Raw genomic sequence first — 20451 nt, 5'->3', positions numbered from 1 at the left:
GAACCTCTCTCAGTGCGATTCCCGCGTCACGCGGGACCCGGACGAGCCAACGAGGAAGTCGAGGTCGGCACCCGTGTCCGCTTGCATCACGTGGTCGACGTACAGGCGCTCCCACCCGCGCGTGGGCGCCGCGTAGGCGTCGATCGTGGCCGCGCTCGCCGTGCGCGCCGCCAGCACATCCTCTGGCACATCGAGCGTGAGGCGACGCCCTGCCACGTCCAGCTCGATCCAGTCCCCGCTCTCCACCAGCGACAGCGGCCCGCCCGCCGCCGATTCGGGGGCCACATGGAGCACCACGGTGCCGTAAGCGGTGCCGCTCATCCGGCCGTCGCAGACGCGCACCACGTCGCGCACGCCTTGGGCGAGCAACTTCGCGGGAATGGGCATGTTCGAGACCTCAGGCATTCCCGGGTATCCCTTGGGCCCGCAGCCGCGCAGCACCATCACCGAGTCGGCATCGACGTCCAGGTCGGGATCGTCGACGCGGGCGTGGAAGTCCTCGATGCTATCGAATACGACGGCGCGGCCGCGGTGTTGCAGCAGGTGCGCGGAGGCCGCGGCGGGCTTGATCACGGCGCCGTCCGGAGCGAGGTTGCCCCTCAGAATGGCCAGGCCGGCCTCGGCGACGAGCGGCTCCTCGCGCTTACGGATGACCTCGCGGTCCCACACCTCGGCACCTTCCAGGTGCTCGACCAGGGGGCGACCGGTGACGGTCAGCGCGGCGGGATCGAGCAGATCCTTCACCTCGTTCAGCACCGCGGCGAGGCCGCCCGCGCGATAGAGGTCATCCATCAGGAACCGACCTGCGGGCTGGAGGTCCACCAGGAGGGGCACGCGCGAGCCGATGCGGTCGAAGTCGTCGAGCGTCAGGTCGACCCCGACCCGGCCAGCAATGGCCAAGAGGTGCACCACCGCATTCGTCGAGCCGCCGATGGCCGCGAGCGCGATGATCGCGTTGTGGAATGCCGCGCGCGTGAGGATCTGGCTGGGCCGGCGGTCCGCCCGCACCATCTCCACGGCCAGCCGCCCCGCGGCGTGCGACTGCTGGAGCAGGCGAGAGTCGGGAGCGGGAATGCCTGCCGTCCCGGGCAGCACCATCCCGAGCGCCTCGGCGAGCAGACCCATCGTCGAGGCCGTGCCCATCGTGTTGCAGTGGCCCTTGGAGCGGACGGTCGACTTCTCGCTGTCCGTGAACTCTTCGTTGGTGATGGTGCCCGCACGCACCTCCTCGGACAGGCGCCACACCTCGGTGCCGCAGCCCATCGGGCGGCCGCGGAAGGTGCCGGTGAGCATCGGCCCGCCAGGAATCACCACCGCAGGGAGGCCGACGGAGCATGCCGCCATCAGGAGGGAGGGGATGGTCTTGTCACAGCCACCCAGGAGCACGACGCCGTCGATGGGGTTGGCACGGAGCATCTCCTCGGTCGCCATCGCCGCCATGTTGCGCCACAACATCGCGGTGGGCCGCACCTGGGTCTCGCCCAGCGAGACAACGGGGAGCTCTAGCGGGATGCCGCCCGCCTCGTAGACGCCGTCGCGGACGGACTTTGCCACTTCGTGCAGGTGCACGTTGCAGGGAGTGAGGTCCGATGCGGTGTTGGCGATCGCGATCTGCGGGCGTCCTTCGAATGCACTGTCGGGAGCGCCGCGCCTCATCCACCCACGGTGGATATACGCGTTGCGGGTCTCGCCCTCGTACCAGTCGTCGCTACGCAGAGGCATGCGCTCGCCTTTCTGTTTATCAGAATCGCTTGCTGTATATAGAAAAGTCGTCTTCAGCATAGACCCGCAGGCGCGCCGATGCCCGCGTCGAGGTTCGGCCCAGGCGCAGTGTCGCGGAGTGGGATCACCACACCCGCCGTGCCGCGCGGGCAACCACGAGGACCGTGCGGGGAGGTCCAACTTCACTCAAATCTCTGCAGTTTCGGCCGGTGGTCAATTCAATTCAATTGACTCGACTTGACCTAGGCGCTGGCGGAGGTTCTGAATGTCTGGTCGCCTGGTTGGGCGCACCCCTCCTTTGACGCCGCGTGGCGCGTGGGCCCATCGGGCGCGGGACATGGTGGCCGAGCCCAACACGATCGCCGGGCTACTTCCGGCGATGGCCACGGTGTCCGTCCTCCTCGTCCTCCCCCTGCGTCACTGGTCGACCGCGGCGCTTGCCGTCCTGGTAGGAGCATCAATCGCGGGTGCCTTCTTCGCGGTGATGTGGCTCGTGGTGGCGCGGCGGCGGCAAGTCGCACCGTGGACTCGGCACGTCAACGTCGATGTCGGCAACGTGTTTGTGACTGCGGTGGTGGTCGTCTGCTTGCCCCAGCACATCAACATGGCGAACCTCTACCTGTTGACCGCGACCTTCGCCGCCCTGTTGTTCTCCGCGCGCGCCGCGCTCGCCCACATAGGCGCGGCTGGCGTCTGCTACGCGGCGGTACTCGCCTTCGGGCCGGCGACGGCTGAGACACCGGAGGTTGCGTGGGCGGCGGTCTTCGGCACCATTGCCGTGGTCGGTGCGGTCGTGTTGGGGCTCGTGAGCGTGCTGCGGCTGGCCGCCACCGTAGACCCGCTCACCGGGCTAGCCAACCGGCGGGCCTGGGACGAGCGTCTCGACGAGGAAATGGAACGGTCCCGACGGACCGGCACGACAGTCACCGTCGTACTGGTCGACCTCGACGGGTTCAAGGCCGTCAACGACCGCGACGGGCATGCCGCCGGAGACCACCTACTCCAGACCATCGCCCATGCGTGGCAGAAGCAGGTCCGTGACGGCGGAGACTTCCTCGCCCGAATCGGCGGTGATGAGTTCGCCGTACTCGCTCCCGGCACGGATCAGGTGGAGATCCGTCGCCTGATCAAACGCTTCGAGGAGGTCACACCGGCCCGGGTTTCCTTCTCCTCCGGCGAGGCCACCTGGGACCAGACCGAGCGAGCCCCGGACCTGCTCCGCCGGGCCGACCTTGCCATGTACGAGACGAAAAAGCTCAAGCGCCCACACGATGGTCGAGGCCACACCGCCTGACAGGCTCCACCGGCCGCTAGCGATGAGCCACAAGCCATGAGCCACAAGCCATGAGCCACAAGCCACAGTTGTGTCCTCCCAAGTAGACTGATCTACCGCGGGTACCTTGTGGCCAACGAGTATGAGTGGCATGACCCGAACACAAGAACTGCTTGCACGCGTGCCCGGATTGGCGCTGGCGACCGGGATCGCCGTTGTCGCCACCGCCATCGGCCACTTCGTGCCGCTCATCGGTGGCCCAGTGTCCGGAATCATCATTGGCGTGATTCTGGCAACGGCAATCAAGCCGGGGCCACGATTGGAGCTAGGAATGCACACGGCAAGGAGGTCCGTGCTTCAACTATCCGTCGTGGTACTCGGATCCCAGCTTTCCCTCGCGCAAATCGCCAAGGTGGGGCTCGAGTCCCTTCCTGTCATGATCGGCACCCTCGTCGTGTGCCTCACCGCAGCGTGGCTCATCGGTCGGTGGCTTGGAATCACGGGAAATCTGCGCACCCTCATCGGAGTGGGCACCGGGATCTGCGGCGCCTCGGCCATCGCGGCCGTCACCCCAGTGATCGGCGCGGTCGGCATCGATGTTGCGTACGCCATCTCCACCATCTTCTTGTTCAACATCACCGCGGTCCTGGTTTTCCCCATCATCGGCCACCTCCTCGGCCTCAGCCAGCACGCCTTCGGCCTCTTCGCCGGGACCGCGGTGAACGACATGTCCTCCGTCGTCGCGACGGCAACCACCTACGGACCCGCCGCAGCCAACTACGCGGTGGTCGTCAAACTCGTCCGCACATTGATGATCATCCCCATCAGCTTTGTTCTTGCCGCCTGGGCTGGACGGCGGGACGCTGCGGCTGAGCGGGCCGCGGTTGCGGGCATCGGGGTTGCGGGCGTCGGGGTTGCGGGCGTCCGGGCTCAGGGCCTCGCGGTTGCGGGCATCACGACCGACGGCACCGCGACCGACGGCACCGCGACCGACGGCACAGCAAACTTTGCCGCGCTCGCGACAAACGCACCACGCACGGCGGTTTTCGATCCGACTCATACCCCGACCCCGACCCCGCCTCAGACCCCGACCCCAACTCAGACCCCGACCCCGACCCCGACTCCGACTCCGCCTCGCGGTCCAGTCCCGAGGGCACGGGTCCACGTGCTCCGCCTCGTCCCGTGGTTCCTCATCGGATTCATCCTGGTGGCCGCGGTCAACTCGATGGGCCTCATCCCCGCGGGCGCACACTCCGGGCTCAGCACCACATCGGTGTTTCTGATCACGATCGCCCTGTCGGCCATCGGGTTGTCGACCGACCTCGCGGGGTTCAGGAAGGCCGGAGCCAAGCCTCTGATCCTCGGAGCCTCGCTGTGGGTCATCGTCTCGCTCACGAGCCTCGGCCTGCAATTCGCCACCGGCCTGAACTGACCGCACCGCGAGCGGCGCGGGCATCGGGCAGGATGGTTGTCGACCTATCCGGGGACTAGCGTGCATACGCTGGCACCTGCCACTGAAGATTGGACGCCCCCATGCTCGAGTTGCTCGGCGGGTCGCTGGGCGCCGTCCTGCTCATGGCGCTGGCCGCGGTCATCATCGGCTTCTCCAAGACCGCCCTGGGCGGCCTCGCCGCCATCTCCGTCGCCATCTTCGCGACGATTCTCCCCGCGAAGGAGTCCACGGCCGCCATCCTCGTGCTCTTCATCGTGGGCGACCTCGTCGCGGTATGGCACTACCGCCACGACGCCGACTGGTCCCTGATCCGGCGACTGCTACCGGCCGTGCTCCCGGGGCTCGTGCTCGGGTCGATCTTCCTCCGGGTCGTGTCCGACGGCGTCCTGCGCCGCACCATCGGCGTCGTTCTGCTCGTGCTCGTCCTCCTCCAGCTCCTGGTGAAGTGGCACAGCAAGGCCCCCACATCGAACGCGCATCTGCACCCCGTGGCGGCCTGGACGGCGGGGACCAGCGTGGGGTTCGCAACGATGACGGCCAACGCCGCCGGGGCGGTGATGACCCTCTATCTGTCGGCGTCGGGCATCGACAAGCGGCGCTTCATCGGCACCAACGCGTGGTTCTTCTTCATCGTCAACCTCGTCAAAGTGCCCTTCTCCGTCGGGCTCGGCCTGATGCACTGGAGCGACCTCGGACGCGCCGGGACGCTCGCCCCGCTCATCCTGCTCGGGGGGATCATCGGCTACGCCACGGCGCGCCGCATCAGCCAGCGCCGCTTCGACGTCGCGGTGCTCCTCGCGTCGGCCGTAGCCGCAGCGGCGCTGTTGCTATGACCGACGCCATTCGTCACGCCCCCGCCGGAACCCCTGCAGGAGGCGGCGACGGACATCGCCTTGGCGCCTTGATCCGTTCGCGCCGGCTACCAGCGAGGATCGCACCCAGACCTGTCGCGGCAGAGCAATGGGGGAACGATGCCCCCTGGGGCATCGTTCCCCACCTAAAAGATGCACTCCATGCCTGCTTCGCGTGACGTCCCGGGTGGTCCCATGGTTGTGGCACGTGAAGGAGGCCAACGTGAGTGAGACAGAAGAGTCGGTGCCCACCCGTGACGATGTCCAAGGTTGGAGCGCGCATAAGCGTGCCAGCGTCGCACGGCTGCTGGCGGAGAGCATCGACCCGCCTCCGGTGGCGGCGCGGCCTCTTGGCCGACGAAGGGTTGTCCTTGCGGTCGGTGGGGTTGGTGCCGTGTTCCTGCTGCCATGGTTGGTCTTCTTGTCTGTCACCCTTCCTGCAACTTCGTCCGGTGGCGCTTGGCGGACCGTCTGGGTCGGTTTCGACGTTGCGCTCGTGGCGGCGCTTGTCGCGACGGTGCTGACTGTCTGGCTTCGTCGACAAGTTGCGCTTATCGCCCTGGTTATCACCGCGACCCTGTTGGCCTGTGACGCGTGGTTCGACGTCTGCCTGTCCTGGGGAACCGACGAACACTGGGGCTCGATCGCAGCGGCGCTCGTGGAACTGCCCGTGGCGATCTTGCTGGCCAACAGCGCCGCCGTGTTGATGCGCCGCAACTTCGCCGTCATCGCGCTACTGCGTGGGCTGGACCCGACAGCCCTCCCTCTGTGGAGACAACCGATGATTCACTTCGCACCAACCGGTCGGAGCAAGAGAATGAATCCCGCCGGCCAAGCTAGGTAGGAAGGCGCCGTGTTGGGCAGTGTCGCATAGCGTGGACATCGTTGAGGCTGTCGGAGTTGTGTGCGACATCATTCAGGCATGAGCGAGGAACCGGAGAGTTGGACGGCGCGGCTCTTCTCCCAAGCCAACCCGACCGGACGAGGGCAGGTGACGTTCCTGCGTTGCTACGTCGAGTCGCCGACACGCTCGAGCGTTTGGGGTCAGTCGAGGTTCAGGACCTGGTCCTGCACAACGAGACCACTCCCGAAGGGGACTGGCCGTCGTTGACCGTCTATTTCACCGCAGACGATGTGGAGGAAGGCTCCGCCGAGCGTCGGGCCTGACGCCCCATTGCGCGGTGGGGATAGGAATCAGCGCCACGAGAGCGGCGCCGACGCCTACCGCGATCGCCGCGTCCACGAGCAGGATCCGACCGCCGATCGGGCCGAGCGCCTCGGTGAGAACCCTGGGGAGGCCGAGCGTCGCCAGCTTGCCGTCGGTCAGGCTGGGTGCCGCCATCAACGCCGTGATGATCAGAAGGCCGCCCCCGACGACCTGGAAGCCAGTCCAGACCGCAGGAAGAACGGCCTGCAGCACCACGTCCGCGACCGCCACGGTGACGAGTAGCTGGCCCGCGAAGACCAGCGGCCAGGTCCAGAAGAAGGAGGCACCCCCGAGTCCGAATCCGAGAGCGAAGAGCTGGAAGACGGTTGTCAGAATCGCTGTCTTGTTCATCGAGAGGGCGGAAAGAGTGGAGCACTGTCACCTGATAGATATGACAGACACAGTCTGACCCGGCGACTCAGTGACCTTGTTTCGGCCTCGCGAACTTCTCGTTACGACAACGGGCTGCTGACGATCATCCGAACCGCTGTCGGGTCGAACCCGTTGCAGGGGTTGTTGATCTGCGGGCAATTCGAGATGAGAACGAGCACGTCACGGTCCGCGCGCAGTGTGAGCGACAGCCCGGGCGCCGAGATCCCGTCGACGATGCCCATCACGCCGCTGGGTTCCAGTGGCACGTTCATGTACCAGTTGATGTTGCTCACCAGGTCGCGCTTGCCGAGGCCCCAGCGAGCCCCCTCCGCCAAGAAATTCTCGACACAGGCATGCTGGTGCACCGTGTGGTGCCCGTAGCGCAGCGAGTTCGATTCCTTGCTGCAGGCGCCGCCGATGGTGTCGTGCCGCCCGACCTCATCGCGCACGAGGGTCATCAGGGGCGCACCCGTGTTCGCCCTGAGTACCGATCCCTCGGTGAGATAGACGTTGCGCTGCGAGGCGATCGTGTCGGGCGCGCTGTAGCGGATGCCCGTGTCGTGGGCGTCGTACACGATGCAGTCGACGGCCTGATTGCCGAACAGATCGATGATGGTGAGGTTATCCCCCGCGTGCACTATCCCCGACCACGGACCGCGCGGTGCTGCGATCGTGTCGTCCAGGATGCGGTGGTCGGCGATGAACGCTGGCACGTTGACGGGCGCGGTGTCGGTCATCAAATCCCCCTCAGTTCGGTGTAGGCGATGGTATTGGCGATGGCTCGCGCTGCCTCCGGGCCGACCTTGGTTTCCGGCGACGGCGCGCTGCCGGGTTCGCCCGCCCAGGCCCGCAGGCGCAGCGGGGTCGACACGTAGTCGTCACGGGGATCCAGCGGATGCGGCACGTTCGCAATCAGCACGATCAGCGGAAGCTCGGCGCGTATCCGCACCGCGGCTCCGGCCCCTGCCGATCCCCTGAACGTCAAGCTGCCATCAGGCTCGGCGAAGACCCCCTGAAAGAAACTGAGTGTTGGGGGGATGTCGCGCGGCGACAGTCCCACCTTGGCTGCCGCGAGGACGAGCAGTTCGCGTCCGGCCGGGCTGCCGGACTGCGGCGAGCCGTCACCGTAGCGTGCCGTGTTGCCCGCCAGATTCGTGGTGCCGGCGAGCGTGTCGTGGTGCGCCGAGCTGTCGGCGACGATCGAGGCAAGCGCGCGACCACGGTCCGAGAGCAGCAACTGGCCCGTGGTGGGGTACGCCTGCCATTGCACTTTGATGGTGTCGGCAACGTTGAGCCGTTCATCGATCTGCCACGCGTTGTAAAGCGCGAGATGTGCGCACGCGTCTCCTTCAAGATCAGTGAACTCGATCAGCGTTCCGCGGGCGACCGTCAGGGCGGTGTAGTTACCGCCGGCGATCGTCTCGGCCCAGCGACGGTCGGCCACCGCGACGTCGCCCGGCCAGTGGGATGCACTGCTCGGCGGCAGCACCGGCATCGTGTCGACGACTGTGCCTGACTGCGCGCGCGCGTGAGCCCTGGCACCCTCAGGACTGTCGGTGGCGATCTCGCTCATGTCATCTCCAATTTTTATCGCTCGATAGATACCCATCGTGCCGCACGCACATTTCGCGCATGTAACGAATCGTTCGACAGGGGTGTGGCACCATGGTGGACGTGGAGACTCGCCGCGTTCGCGATCGCGGTCGACCGCGATCGGGCACAACCCTCCGACCCGACCTCAGCGCCCCCGAGCAGATCCTGGATGCCGCGGCGCAGCTCTTCGTGGAAGGCGGATACTCCGCCACCTCCACCCGGGCCATCGCCGATCAGGTAGGTATCCGGCAGGCCTCGCTCTACTATCACTTCCCGAGCAAGGAGCACATCCTCGAGGCGCTCTTGATGCGTACCGTTTCGCCGTCGATCGGGGCAGCGCGCTCCCTCCAGCAGGCCGACGCGGATTCACCCGCTCGGCTCTGGGCGCTGATCGCCTACGACGCCACACAGCTATTCCAAGCGCCGCATAATGTCGGCACTCTCTACCTGCTGCCCGAGATTCGGAACGAGCGGTTCGAGCCCTTCCGCCGCGAGCGGAAAGCCCTGCGAGACATCTACGCCGCACTGATTGCGGCCAGCATCGCGACCTCGGTACGCGTCGATCTCGGCCCGACCCGCGGGTCGGCGGAGCAGTCGTCGCTCGACTACCTGGTGGATGTGGTGTTCGGCATGGTCGAAAGCGCGATCGCGATCCGCGCCGACCGGGCGGGCGACGACGCCAATACTTTGGTCACGACGATCGCACAGAGCTGCCTGCGAGTACTTGGCCACACGGACGACCCCCTGCGCACGATCAGCGCCGACGGGCGGCGGATTCTCGCCGAGCTCACCGTGGCGCAGGATGCCGCCCGCTAGTCGGGAAGCACCACCACGAGAGTCTCCCCCGCGCGCACCTGACGCCCGAGTTCGGTGCGCACTTGGTGCACCGCGCCGGATACGGGACTCGTGACCGAGGTCTCCATCTTCATCGCCTCGAGCGACACGAGCACCTCGCCCTTCTCGACGTGCTGCCCCTCGGTGACACCGACCTTCCAGACGTGGGCGACGAACGGCGCGTCAACCAACACGGCACCGTCTGGGGTGTCGGCGAACTCGATCGGCTCTGGCACAGCGGCGATGGACTCGGCTCGATCGAACTCGCCCGAGAGCGCCCACGCACTCCGTTCCGCCGCGAAGGCGACGGCCTGTTGCGCGCGAAACTCGGCGATCGAGTCCGCGTTGTCCGCGAGAAAGCGCTCGTGCTCGGCGAGGGAAAAGGTGCCGTCTTCGATGTCGACGGTCCCCCGGCCGGCCGCGAGGTCCGCCCGCTGCTCAAGGAGCTCCTCTGGCGAGACCGGGTACCACGAGATGCGGTCGAAGAAATTGAGAAGCCAGGGTGTGCGCGGGCCCCCGCCGACGCCGGGGTACGAGCCGTATCGGCTCCACACCTGAGTCGTACGACCCACGAACTGGTACCCGCCCGGGCCCTCCATTCCGTAGATGCACAGGTATGCACCTCCGATGCCGACCGCGTTCTCGGGTGTCCAGGTGCGGGCCGGGTTGTACTTGGTGGTCACTAACCGGTGGCGCGGATCCAGCGGAGTCGCCACGGGCGCCCCAAGATAGACGTCGCCGAGACCGAGCACGAGGTAGTCGGCGTCGAACACGGTTCGGTAGACATCATCCGTCGTCGCCAGCCCGTTGATGCGTCGGATGAACTCGATGTTCCAGGGCGTCCAGGGCGCGTCGTCCCGCACACCGTTCATGTAGCGCAGGATCGCCTCGCGGGTCGCCGGATCGTCCCAGGAGAGCGGCAGCCGCACGCGACGGCTCGGCACGACGAGCGAAGCAGCACCGGGGATCTCGGCCTCCATTTCACGCAGCACTCCAAGCAGCCGAGCAGCGGGCAGCGCATCCGGATCGAAGTGCACCTGCAGAGAACGGATGCCCGGCGTCAGGTCGAGCACCCCGTCGAGTCCGGCATCCCGGAGTAGCAGGTGCAGCGCGTGCACCCGCGCACGTAGACCGAGATCGAGCACGATCTCGCCGTATTCGATAAGGATGTTGTCGTCGCCGCTGCGACGATAGGCCACCGAGGGACTCCCGTCGACGCGCAGGATGAGCCCATCATCCCCGTCGCGCTCGCCATGAGGCACGACGGCGCTCCCGGCCCCGCGTGAGTCGTCGACCGCCGCGAGCCGGGGAGCCGCGGCCGCCGCGATCGGGACGAAGCGCACGTGATCGCCCGGCTTCAACTGGCCGAGCTTCCAGCGCTCCGCCGACACCACCGTGATCGGGCACACGAAACCGCCGAGGCTCGGGCCGTCGGGACCGAGCAGAATCGGAGTGTCGCCGGTGAAGTCGACCGCGCCGATCGCGTAGGCGTTGTCGTGGATGTTGGACGGGTGCAACCCGGCCTCGCCGCCGTCCTGTCGCGCCCAGCTCGGCCGGGGGCCTACGAGTCGAACCCCGGTGCGCGCCGAATTGAAGTGAACCTCGTAGCTCGCCTCGAAGATCTGACGCATGTCGGCGCGGGTGAAGAAGTCCGGCGCGCCGTGCGGCCCCTCAGTGACCGCGAGTTCCCAGTCATGCACCATCGCGGGGCGTGAACCGATCGGAACGGGCGCCGCGAGACCCGTGACCCCCGATCTCACCCGCAGCACGTCGGCACTCGTCAGTGCCCGACCTCCATGCCCGCCGAACTGCCCGAGCGTGAAGGTCGAGGCGCTGCCTAGGTAGTCCGGAACGTCGAGTCCGCCCGCGAACAACAGGTAGCTTCGCAGTCCCTCGGTGGCTGCCGCCCCCACATCGATCACGCCCCCGGGTGGGACGGTCACCGGCTCCCACATCGCCACCTGGATGCCGTCGACGGTGACGTGTGCCGGCGCCCCGGTGACGGCGACCACGGTCTCGTGGCTGAAACGAAGCTGCGGCCCGGTCGCCGTGCACTCCAGTCCGGGCGCACCCTCCGCGTTGCCGACAGCGAGGTTGCCGAGGCGGAACGACAGGTCATCCATGGGGCCGCTCGGCGGCACGCCGATCTGCCAGTAGCCGGTGCGGCCCGGCCAGTCCTGCACGGTCGTCATCAGGCCAGGGCGCAAAACCGAGATGCGCGGCTCCTCGTCGCCAAGACCGGCCAGCGTCGAGGTGGAGTGGCGACGGTCACGCACCGCCTCATCGACCGAGATGGCCCGCAATAGCCCGAGGTTCGTCTCGATCCCATCGAGCCGAGTGGCCCGAAGAGCCGTGGCCAGCCGACCCCACGCCTCCTCCCGCGACGCACCGGAGGTGATGATCTTGGCGAGCATCGGGTCGTACGAACTGGGAACCTCGGTTCCCGTCCGAACCCACCCGTCGACCCGCGCGAGCTCGGTCGGAAGCACGGCCTGCGTGATGGTGCCGGACGACGGCTGATACCCGCGCACCGGGTCCTCGGCGTAGACACGCGCCTCGACCGCGAATCCGGTGATGGGAACGACGTGAGTGTCGGCATAGGGCTCGAGGAAGCTGGTGTCCCCTCCCGCGAGCCGAAGCATCCACTCGACCAGATCGACGCCGGTGATGGCCTCGGTGATCGGATGCTCCACCTGAAGTCTCGTGTTGACCTCGAGGAATGAGGCTTCGCCGCGCTCCGAGTCGTAGACGAACTCGACGGTGCCCGCCGAGCGGTAGCCGAGCGAGGCGCAGAGCTCGCGTGAGGTGCTGTGCAATCTCGCGCGCAGCTCGTCGCTCAGGTCGAAGGCTGGTGCCTCCTCGACGACCTTCTGGTTGCGACGCTGCAGCGAGCAGTCGCGATCGCCGAGGCTGACGACGTGCCCCACGCCATCACCGAAGACCTGCACCTCGATGTGCCGCGCGTTCACGATGAACCGCTCGGCGAAGACCGCGCCGCTCCCGAAGCTCGAGCTGGCGATCCGCTCGATCGACGCATACGCGTTGCGCACCTCCCCGGAGGTGCGGCACACCTGCATGCCGATTCCGCCGCCGCCGCTGGTGGCCTTGAGGATCACCGGAAAGCCGAGGTCGGCCGCTGCAGCGACCGCCGTGTCGGCGTCCGGCAGCACTCCCGTGCCGCGCACCATCGGAAGCCCAGCGTGCGCGGCGGCGGTGCGGGCTGTGTCCTTGGCGCCGAAGATCGACAGCTGTTCGGGGGTCGGGCCAACGAAGATCAGCCCGCTCGCCTCGACACTCGCTGCAAAGTCGGCGTTCTCTGACAGAAAGCCATAGCCGGGATGGATGGCGCCCGCACCCGTCTCGAGAGCGACCCGCACCATTAGTTCGCCGTTCAGATACGACTCGCGCGGCGACTCGGCCCCGATGTTGACCGCCACGTCTGCGAGCGCTACGTGCGGAGCTCCACGATCGGCCTCGGAGTAGACCGCGACCGTGCGGAGTCCCAATGCCTTCGCGCTGCGGATGATGCGGCAGGCAATCTCCCCGCGGTTGGCGACAAGGAGGGTGGAATATGTCAGGATCGGCGGAACAGCGGTCGCGTTGGTCATCGGTGAAAGAGTGTCCTGTCGTCGGGGTGGATCACTTTCTATCGTATGATAGATTTGTTGCGCGTCGGCACCGACCACGTTAAGTTCTCGTTACGCCGCACTGTTCCTACGCCCCTTAGTTCCTATGCCGCATCGCACGGAGGACGCCCATGCCCCCGACAGTCGAGTCAGCCGCCGCACGCGTTACCCGTGCACTCGCCCGCCTGCGCGAGGTCGACCGACCCGAGATCTGGATCACGCTTCGTGATCCCTCGGAACTCACCGCGGCCGCCGCCGAGCTCGATACCCGCGTCGCAGCCGGCGAGCGGTTGCCGCTCGCCGGACTCCTGGTTGCCGTCAAAGACAACATCCACGTCGCGGGCTTGCCGACTACCGCCGGGCATCCATCCTTCCTGCACCTACCGGAGCGCTCCGCCACCGCTGTCGAGCGGCTGATCGCCGCGGGCGCCCTGGTCATGGGCAAGACCAATCTCGACCAGTTCGCCACCGGCCTGGTCGGCACGCGGAGCCCTTACGGTGCCGTGCGCAACAGCCGTTTCCCAGAGCGCATCTCGGGGGGCTCTTCGAGCGGCTCGGCCGTGAGCGTCGCGCTAGGAATCGTGGACTTCGCTCTCGGCACCGACACCGCAGGTTCGGGGCGCGTTCCCGCCGCGCTCAACGGGATCATCGGCATCAAAGCCACACTCGGCATCATCCCCCTCGACGGTGTGGTGCCCGCCTGCCGTTCCTACGACTGTCTCACCGCCTTCGCCACGACTCTCGAACTCGCCACGACGGTGATGCGCGTCATGGCAGGACCCTCCTCGCTCGACCCGACGTCACGCGCGTGGCCCGCCGATGTGAACCTCGCGGCTTCGACCAACTCGCGGGTCGCGGTCCCGGTACCCCGGCTTCTCGAAGGGCTATCCGCTGAGCGACGAGCGCTGTTCGCCGCATCGGTCTCGGCGCTCGAGACCGCCGGTGTCGCGACGGCAGAGGTCGACATCCAACCACTGCTCGACTGCGCCAAGCTGCTCTACGACGGCGCCCTGGTCGCTGAGCGATATGCCGCATACGGCGACTTCATGGCACAGCATCCGGATGGCGCGGATCCGACCGTCGCTCGCATCGTCAGCGCGGCGGCAGCGCACGCCGGTCACGCGCTGGTCGCCGACCAGGATCGAGTCGCCCGGTATAAACGGAAAGCCTTGGAACTTCTTGACGGCTTCGACGCGCTGCTCACACCCACCACCCCCGACCATCCCACGCTCGCCGACCTCGAGGTCGATCCGATCGGCGCGAACTCACGGATGGGTACCTTCACCAACTTCATGAACCTGCTCGACCTGGCAGGGGTGGCTCTCCCCGCGGGCGAAGCCAGCGACGGCCTCTTCGGTGTCTCCATGATCGTGCGGAGCTTCGACGACCAGATTGCCATCGACCTCGCCGCCCTTCTTCTCGGTGAGCAGCCGACGGTCTTCCCCACCGGGGGAATCGACCTCGCCGTCTTCGGTGCCCACCTCACCGGGCAGCCGCTCAACCACCAGCTCATGTCCCGTCACGCGCGCCCGCTCGGCGAGGTCGCGACCTCAACCGACTATCGGATGGTCGCGCTTCCCGGCGCTGTCGCGAAGCCGGGAGTCGTGAGAGTCGCCGCGGGCGAGGGCGCGCAGCTCGCCGGTGAACTCTGGTCGCTGTCCCCAGCGGCACTCGGCGCCTTCCTCGCCGGACTGCCGCAACCGATGTCGCTCGGAAAGATCGAGCTGGCCGACGGACGCGAGGTGCTCGGCTTTGGATGCTCCTTCCCCGAGGGCTCCGACATCACCGAGTTCGGCGGCTGGCGCGAGTACCTTGCGCGGCAGTAGTTGAGTCGTGGCGCTCTTCTGCGGTCGGCCCGCGCCAGCCGTTCGGCCAATCGACAGTTGGAGTCCCCAACTTCGGCGCCACGACCTCATCGCCAGTATCCACACAGGCCTACCCCCGGGTGACGCAGCTGAAAGTACTGCCGTCGGCTCAGGTTCAAGCAGGAGTATTTGCGCGCCGCGCGCCGAAAACCGCCCACGCAACTTGCGTGTGCTTCACGCGCTTGGGCCCAAGCGGGGAATCAAGGCACAAGGAAAATGAGACTGAGCGACGTCGGTCCAAGCAGGCTACAGAACGTTCGCTGGGCGAGTTCAGAGACCAGCGCTTTTGCTGTCGACGCCCGCCTTTCAGGCCTGGACGAGAAAAATCTTCCGGCGTTACCTCGCTCCGCTCCTTGAAATCACGCCAACAAAGGTGGCGAAACTTAGCCACAATGTAGCGGACGTTCAGGCGACACAACTCGTCTGTAGCGTCGAGCCATGGAATTCGATCCGTACAGCGATGGCCTTCTTCGAGGAGATCGAAAGCAATCTTCTCGCCGGCTGGGCGATCTCATGCGCGCCGAGGCTCGCAACTCGGCCACGCCCACGGCGCTGAGCGAAGAGGCGCTGATCTTGGAATTCGGCGCCAGCCGTAACGCGATCCGGGCGGCTCTGGCTGCGCTGCAGAAACAGGGTGTCGTATCCCGCCGTCGCGGCATCGGCACCACGATCAGCCCGCACTGGGACTGGTCGGATTTTGCCGAGCTCCGAGGATTGAGCGAGTCGGCCAGTGCCAACGGCGGACGAGTAACGAACCGAGTTCTCGTGGCCGACATCGTTTCGTCGCCTTTGGCCATCAGTGCCGCCCTCAATCTCCCGGTGCGATCACCTGTGCTCCTGATTGAGAGGGTCCGCATTCTCGATGATCAGCCCCTCTCGCTCGACACCAGCTACTTGAATGTCGAACTCGCTGCTGGCCTCCTTGACTGCGTCCTGGAGAGCGACGATCTCGTGTCACTCCTGGAGGGCAAGCTCGGCCTTCCCCTTGGGAGCGCTGATCTGGTCATCGAAGCGTCCACGGCGGGCGATGCGTTGGCGAGTCAACTTCAGATTGCGCCTGGGGACCCGGTGCTTTCCGTCGACCGCGTCCTGCGGCTGGACGGCGGAGTCGTCCTCGCTCTCGAGTTCCTCCGACTGCGTGGCGATCGCGCCGCTATGACCGGGCGCAGCGACAGGGAACCCGCCCTCTACCCCGAACGGCCATCGCCAAGGCGACGCCGCACCTTCCCAAATACCGATTCAACAAAGGGAACAAGAATGACCGTGAAAACCGCAACCGGTGTCGTGCACCTCGACCGCACCCAGGTCTATGAGAGCTATGTCCTCTTCAGCGGACCGGACGGAGTCTCCCGACTGATCGATCTTGACGGCGAGGTTCGCCACGAGTGGCCCTTCTACGGTGTCCCGGCGCGCATCATCGATCCCGAGATGAATGGCGGCAGGATCGGCGATGTCGGGGTGCAGATTTCTGAAGTCGATGGCTCACCGGGCGGCATCTACGCGAACCGGACCGTCGGCCAGGTGTCGTGGAGCGGCGAGATCCTGTGGGAGTGGGGCAGCGAGGCGCCTGGCGGTGCAGCTCGGCAGAACCATGATTGGGAGCTTCTCCCGAACGGCAACCGCCTGCTCCTCGTGACGATGCCGCGCGTTGTTCCGGACCTCGGTGAGAACATCGTGGGCGATCAGGGCATCTACGAAGTTACGCCGGCCGGCGATATCGTCTGGACCTGGCGAGCCGGAGACCACCTGAGCGAGTTCGGCTTCTCTGCCGCCGGTTGGGCGCACCTCCGCGCGACCGTCGCCCGTCGCCCCGACGACGTCTGGGGCTACCTCGAGATGAACAGCATGAAGACGCTGGGCCCGAACAAATGGCACGACGCCGATCCGACTAGCGTCTTCCACCCCGACAACATCATTTTCAGCACGCGCAAGGCCAACGTCGTCGGAATCATTGACAAGAAGACGGGTGCTGTGGTCTGGCGCATCGGTCCCTACTACGGTGAAGAGCCAGGAGCCGAGCACCAGCGCATCAACCGGTTCTCCGTACCGCGCCCGGTTGACCAAATTTCCGGCCAGCACAACCCCCATTTCATTGCCGAGGGGCTTCCCGGCGCGGGCAACATCCTCGTGTTCGACAATCAGGGCGGCGCTGGCTACCCGCCCGCCCCGCTAGGCATCTATGCCGGGTCGCGCGTCCTCGAGATCGACCCGTCGATCAAAGAAATTGTCTGGCAATACACGGCAGAGGACTCGGGGCGCCCGTCTTGGGAGTTCCACAGCTCCTTCGTCAGCAACGCGCAGCGCCTGCCTAACGGCAACACGCTAATCACTGAGGGCATGAAAGGGCGCCTGCTGCAGGTAACCCCCGCCGGCGAGATCGTCTGGGAGTATCACTCCCCATACGAAGCACCAGGCATCGCCGGTGAACCCGAGGTGCAGGCCGCTACCGTCCCCGGCGTCGACCGCCTCTCGATGACCAAGCTCGTCTACAGGTCGCAGGCGGTGCCCTTCGAGTGGGTGCCGGCCGCAACAGAAAAGGTCGGCGTGTTCGTCGATCAGCAAAGCTCATGCTGACGGAGACGCTCGTCACACGTCCCGTGCGCCGTGCAGACCCGACGGTAAGCCCGCCGACGACGACATCCTCCAGCCCTCGATCCACCAGTTCGAGAAGCGTGGCACGCCTTGCCGGGACATTCGGAGGGGGCGCCATCCTCGGAATCGCCCTGCTCGTAGCGGTGTGGTCCTTTCTCTACGCCACCCGCCTGTTCCCAGACAATCTCTTCCCGAGCGTGCCTGCTGTGTGGCGTGCTGGCGTCCAGATGTGGCAACAGGGTCTGCTCGGCCCTGATATCACGGCGAGCATTCGAGAGACTGCTGTGGGATTCGTCATCGGTACGGTCCTCGGAATCGCCCTGGCACTCGGGACTGCGACGACTAGAACGGGGAGGTTTATCCTTCAGCCCGTCCTGAGGCTGCTTGCGCCCATTCCGACTATCGGCTTGATTCCACTCGCGATTCTCTGGTTCGGCATCGGCGATGCGAGCAAGTATGTGGTCGTCGCACTCGGCGTGTTCGTTCCCGTCTGGATCAACGCCCACGCGGGCCTTGCCTCAACGCCGGCCGACTACTTGCAGGTCAGCGGCTGCCTGGGCTCATCCCGCTGGCTAACACTCCGGAAGGTCATCCTGCCGGAGGCTCTCCCCGACATCGTCGCAGGCATGCGTGTCGGCTGCGCGACGGCTTTCGTGGTGATCGTCGTCGCGGAAATGACCGGGACCATCAATGGTCTGGGCTATCGAATCTCACAGGCACAGCTGTTCTCCCAAGCCGACCGGCTGATTTTCCTGCTGGCAGTTCTGGGGGTTATCGGCGCGATCTGCGACCAACTCATTGTCAACGTGGCGCGGCCATTCGTCGCCTGGGCCAAAGAGGAGAACTGACATGGATCTCGCAGTTCATGACCTCGGAGTCACATACAAGACCAAGGCCGCACCTGCTCTTCGCGCGGTAAACCTCGACATCAAGTCCGGATCGTTCGTGGTCCTGGTCGGCCCATCCGGCAGCGGTAAATCCACGCTCCTACGATGCCTAGCAGGGATAGAGAGCCCGACAAGTGGACACGTCACCGCCGACGCCGAACCGATCCTGGGGAGAGACCCGAGTCGCGGCATGGTTTTCCAGCGCGACATCCTCTTTCCTTGGGCAACTATCAGAGCCAACGTCGCGTTCGCTCTGCAGGCCAAAGGTACGCCGAAGCGGGACATGGAACCGATCATCGATGAGCTGCTGACCGTCGTCGGACTGCCCCTCGAGGTCAAGCGTCAGCGTCCGGTTGCTTTGTCCGGGGGAATGCGTCAACGTGCTGGCATCGCCCGAATGCTTGCCGGCGAGCCTGAGGTCATGCTCATGGATGAACCCTTCGCCGCCCTGGATGCACAGACTCGCCTGCGGATGCAGGACCTCGTGACAGACCTCTGGTCACGACTTGGCCGCACCGTCGTCTTCGTCACGCACGACGTGGACGAGGCCATCCGGCTTTCACAGACAATCTTCGTTCTCCGAGACGGCCAACTCGCCGCCACGATCGAGAACCCTTTGCCGCCCGAGCGGCCGGCTGGCAAGTTGGCAGACGCCGCAGGCTACAGCGACCTTCGTCGTCGACTCCACGATGAACTCCATGAGACGGCCAACTCGCCGCCACGATCGACAACCCTTCGCCGCCCGAGCGGCCGGCTGGCCAGCTGGCAGACGCCGCAGGCTACAGCGACCTTCGCCGTCGACTCCACGATGAGCTCGTGAGGCGGCCAATATCGGACCGACTTCACTTTCCAGGTAGTTCCGCTCCTCCCCCCGACTTCACCTAGCACCACACCCCCTTCCCCACTACCGCATACAGAAGGAATCCGCATGCCCTCCACATTTCGCCGGCCCCTCGCAAATCGCGTCTTCGTGCTCGCCCTTGGGGCGATCGTTGCCACCTCTCTCAGCGCCTGTTCCTCTTCGAACACGACCGCCGCCAACAACAGCGCCGCGTCCAAAACCCTGACCGTCGGCTTCGTTCCGGATCCTTCGTGGGCACAAGTGCCCGTCGCCGAAGCGAACGGGTACTTCAAATCCGAAGGCCTCACTGTGAAGGTGATCGACTTCTCCACGGGCGTTCAATCACTCCAAGCTCTTGCCGCCGGGCAGGTCGACATCACCACTTCCGCGGACGTCCCCGTCTCCGCAGCTCTTGCCAGCGCCAAGAACATGGTCATCATTGCTGACGGTTCACGCTGGAAGGGTTCCGTCATCGTGGGCAGCGCGAAAGCCGGCATCAAAACCGCCGCCGACCTCGCGGGCAAAAAGGTCGGGACACCCCTCGGAACTAGCGCAGCGTACTTCGGCGCCAGCTTCCTGAAGCAATCTGGCGTCGATGCCCAGCTGATCAACGTCGCCCCTTCGGCGATCGTTACCGCAATGCAGCAGGGCAACGTGCCCGCAGTTTCCATCTTCCAGCCTTTCCAGCAGCAGGTCATCGCGGCTCTCGGAAGCGACGCCGTCGTGCTCAAGCCAGCAGCAGGAACCTATGTTCAACAGAGTCTCTACCTAGCATCGACGACCGCCGTCAAAAACAAAGCCGATGCGCTCAAGTCATTCGAACTAGCATTGGAAAAGGCCAGCAAGGACCTGACGAGCCAGAAGGCCAGCGCGGTCAGCGCCGTCGCCACGGCCACCCAACTTTCACCTGATCTCGTCAAGACGATCCTGCCGGAGTTCGACTACACGATCGAACTACCGTCCGACCTGCCGACCGGGCTGTCGTCCCTAGGTCAGTGGGCCAAGACCGAGGGGAACCTCCCGTCGACTGCGACGATTCCCGATTACTCCACGTTCATCAACCGCGACTTCCTGCCAGCACCGTGAGCCGAGGTGGCATGACGCAGAGCCTTCTTTAGATACTCTGCCAACAACAGGCGCCGATCGTAGTGATCGGTGCCTGTTGTTGCGTCCGAGGTTTCTCACGAAACGCCTCTTAAAGCCTCCGGGGGGTCTGGCGGTCTCGAATACGCGGGCGGACCATCGGCCGCCAACGTCCTCGCGACCGTGTCCCGGGCGAGCCGCAGATGCGCCGCTATCCCCCGGATCGACATGCCCGCAGTGCCATGCAGGTGA

Annotated in this window: 15 protein-coding genes; 10 read left to right on the top strand and 5 right to left on the bottom strand. The window is 66.0% G+C overall.

Annotated features, from left to right (window positions below):
* Nucleotides 1-9: 9 nt before the first annotated feature.
* Nucleotides 10-1722, bottom strand: coding sequence for an IlvD/Edd family dehydratase (locus tag BKA03_RS02480; protein ID WP_062075467.1), 1713 nt, complete (start codon nt 1720-1722; stop codon nt 10-12).
* 337 nt (nt 1723-2059) lie between these two features.
* On the opposite strand from BKA03_RS02480, the gene BKA03_RS02475 reads away from it, so the two are divergent.
* From BKA03_RS02475 to BKA03_RS02455, 4 genes are all read left to right on the top strand, one after another.
* Entirely contained in the window at nt 2060-3016 is a 957-nt protein-coding gene (locus BKA03_RS02475; protein WP_062075466.1) for a GGDEF domain-containing protein, read from the top strand.
* Between the two features lie 130 nt (nt 3017-3146).
* On the top strand, nt 3147-4427 hold the full coding sequence (locus BKA03_RS14985; RefSeq protein WP_062075465.1) for a YeiH family protein: 1281 nt from the start codon (nt 3147-3149) through the stop codon (nt 4425-4427).
* A 101-nt stretch (nt 4428-4528) separates the two neighbouring features.
* Complete coding sequence (locus tag BKA03_RS02460; protein ID WP_062075464.1) at nt 4529-5281, top strand: sulfite exporter TauE/SafE family protein; 753 nt, start codon at nt 4529-4531, stop codon at nt 5279-5281.
* 241 nt (nt 5282-5522) lie between these two features.
* Nucleotides 5523-6143 carry a hypothetical protein gene (locus BKA03_RS02455; protein WP_152649578.1) on the top strand — a complete coding sequence of 207 codons (621 nt, stop codon included), beginning with the start codon at nt 5523-5525 and terminating at the stop codon, nt 6141-6143.
* 276 nt (nt 6144-6419) lie between these two features.
* Here the strand turns inward: BKA03_RS02455 and BKA03_RS14980 are convergent, their stop codons facing one another.
* The 3 genes from BKA03_RS14980 to BKA03_RS02440 all read right to left on the bottom strand — a co-directional run bounded on the left by BKA03_RS14980 (nt 6420) and on the right by BKA03_RS02440 (nt 8451).
* Complete coding sequence (locus BKA03_RS14980; protein ID WP_062075462.1) at nt 6420-6857, bottom strand: hypothetical protein; 438 nt, start codon at nt 6855-6857, stop codon at nt 6420-6422.
* A 101-nt stretch (nt 6858-6958) separates the two neighbouring features.
* Nucleotides 6959-7615 carry an urea amidolyase associated protein UAAP2 gene (locus tag BKA03_RS02445; RefSeq protein ID WP_062075461.1) on the bottom strand — a complete coding sequence of 219 codons (657 nt, stop codon included), beginning with the start codon at nt 7613-7615 and terminating at the stop codon, nt 6959-6961.
* Nucleotides 7615-8451: an urea amidolyase associated protein UAAP1 gene (locus BKA03_RS02440; RefSeq protein ID WP_152649577.1), complete on the bottom strand. Its 837-nt coding sequence runs from the start codon at nt 8449-8451 to the stop codon at nt 7615-7617. Before BKA03_RS02440 ends, BKA03_RS02445 begins: the two co-directional genes overlap by 1 nt.
* 92 nt (nt 8452-8543) lie before the next feature.
* Here BKA03_RS02440 and BKA03_RS02435 point away from each other — a divergent pair, with 92 nt between their 5' ends.
* A complete protein-coding gene (locus BKA03_RS02435; protein ID WP_062075460.1) occupies nt 8544-9287 on the top strand; it encodes a TetR/AcrR family transcriptional regulator in 744 nt (247 codons plus the stop codon).
* On the opposite strand, the gene uca is transcribed toward BKA03_RS02435, so the two are convergent.
* Nucleotides 9284-12913, bottom strand: a complete 3630-nt coding sequence (gene uca / locus BKA03_RS02430) for an urea carboxylase (RefSeq protein WP_062075459.1) — start codon at nt 12911-12913, stop codon at nt 9284-9286. The two genes, BKA03_RS02435 and uca, sit on opposite strands and share 4 nt — an antisense overlap.
* 149 nt (nt 12914-13062) lie before the next feature.
* Between uca and atzF the strand changes: the two genes are divergently transcribed.
* The 5 genes from atzF (at nt 13063) to BKA03_RS02405 (ending at nt 20202) form a co-directional block, all read left to right on the top strand.
* Complete coding sequence (gene atzF / locus BKA03_RS02425) at nt 13063-14757, top strand: allophanate hydrolase (protein WP_062075458.1); 1695 nt, start codon at nt 13063-13065, stop codon at nt 14755-14757.
* Between the two features lie 477 nt (nt 14758-15234).
* On the top strand, nt 15235-17370 hold the full coding sequence (locus BKA03_RS02420) for a UTRA domain-containing protein (protein ID WP_083971736.1): 2136 nt from the start codon (nt 15235-15237) through the stop codon (nt 17368-17370).
* Between the two features lie 98 nt (nt 17371-17468).
* Nucleotides 17469-18236, top strand: a complete 768-nt coding sequence (locus BKA03_RS02415) for an ABC transporter permease (protein WP_238579436.1) — start codon at nt 17469-17471, stop codon at nt 18234-18236.
* Between the two features lies 1 nt (nt 18237).
* Nucleotides 18238-19095 (top strand): ABC transporter ATP-binding protein, encoded by an 858-nt coding sequence (locus BKA03_RS02410; protein ID WP_083971732.1) that lies wholly within the window; start codon nt 18238-18240, stop codon nt 19093-19095.
* Nucleotides 19096-19203: 108 nt separating this feature from the next.
* Nucleotides 19204-20202, top strand: a complete 999-nt coding sequence (locus BKA03_RS02405; RefSeq protein ID WP_062075457.1) for an ABC transporter substrate-binding protein — start codon at nt 19204-19206, stop codon at nt 20200-20202.
* Nucleotides 20203-20451 lie beyond the last annotated feature (249 nt).

It is taken from the genome of Demequina lutea, from assembly GCF_013409005.1.
GTDB lineage: Bacteria > Actinomycetota > Actinomycetes > Actinomycetales > Demequinaceae > Demequina > Demequina lutea.
The sequence above is the reverse complement of the archived record's forward strand: the minus strand, read 5'-3'. Positions and strand labels throughout refer to the sequence as shown.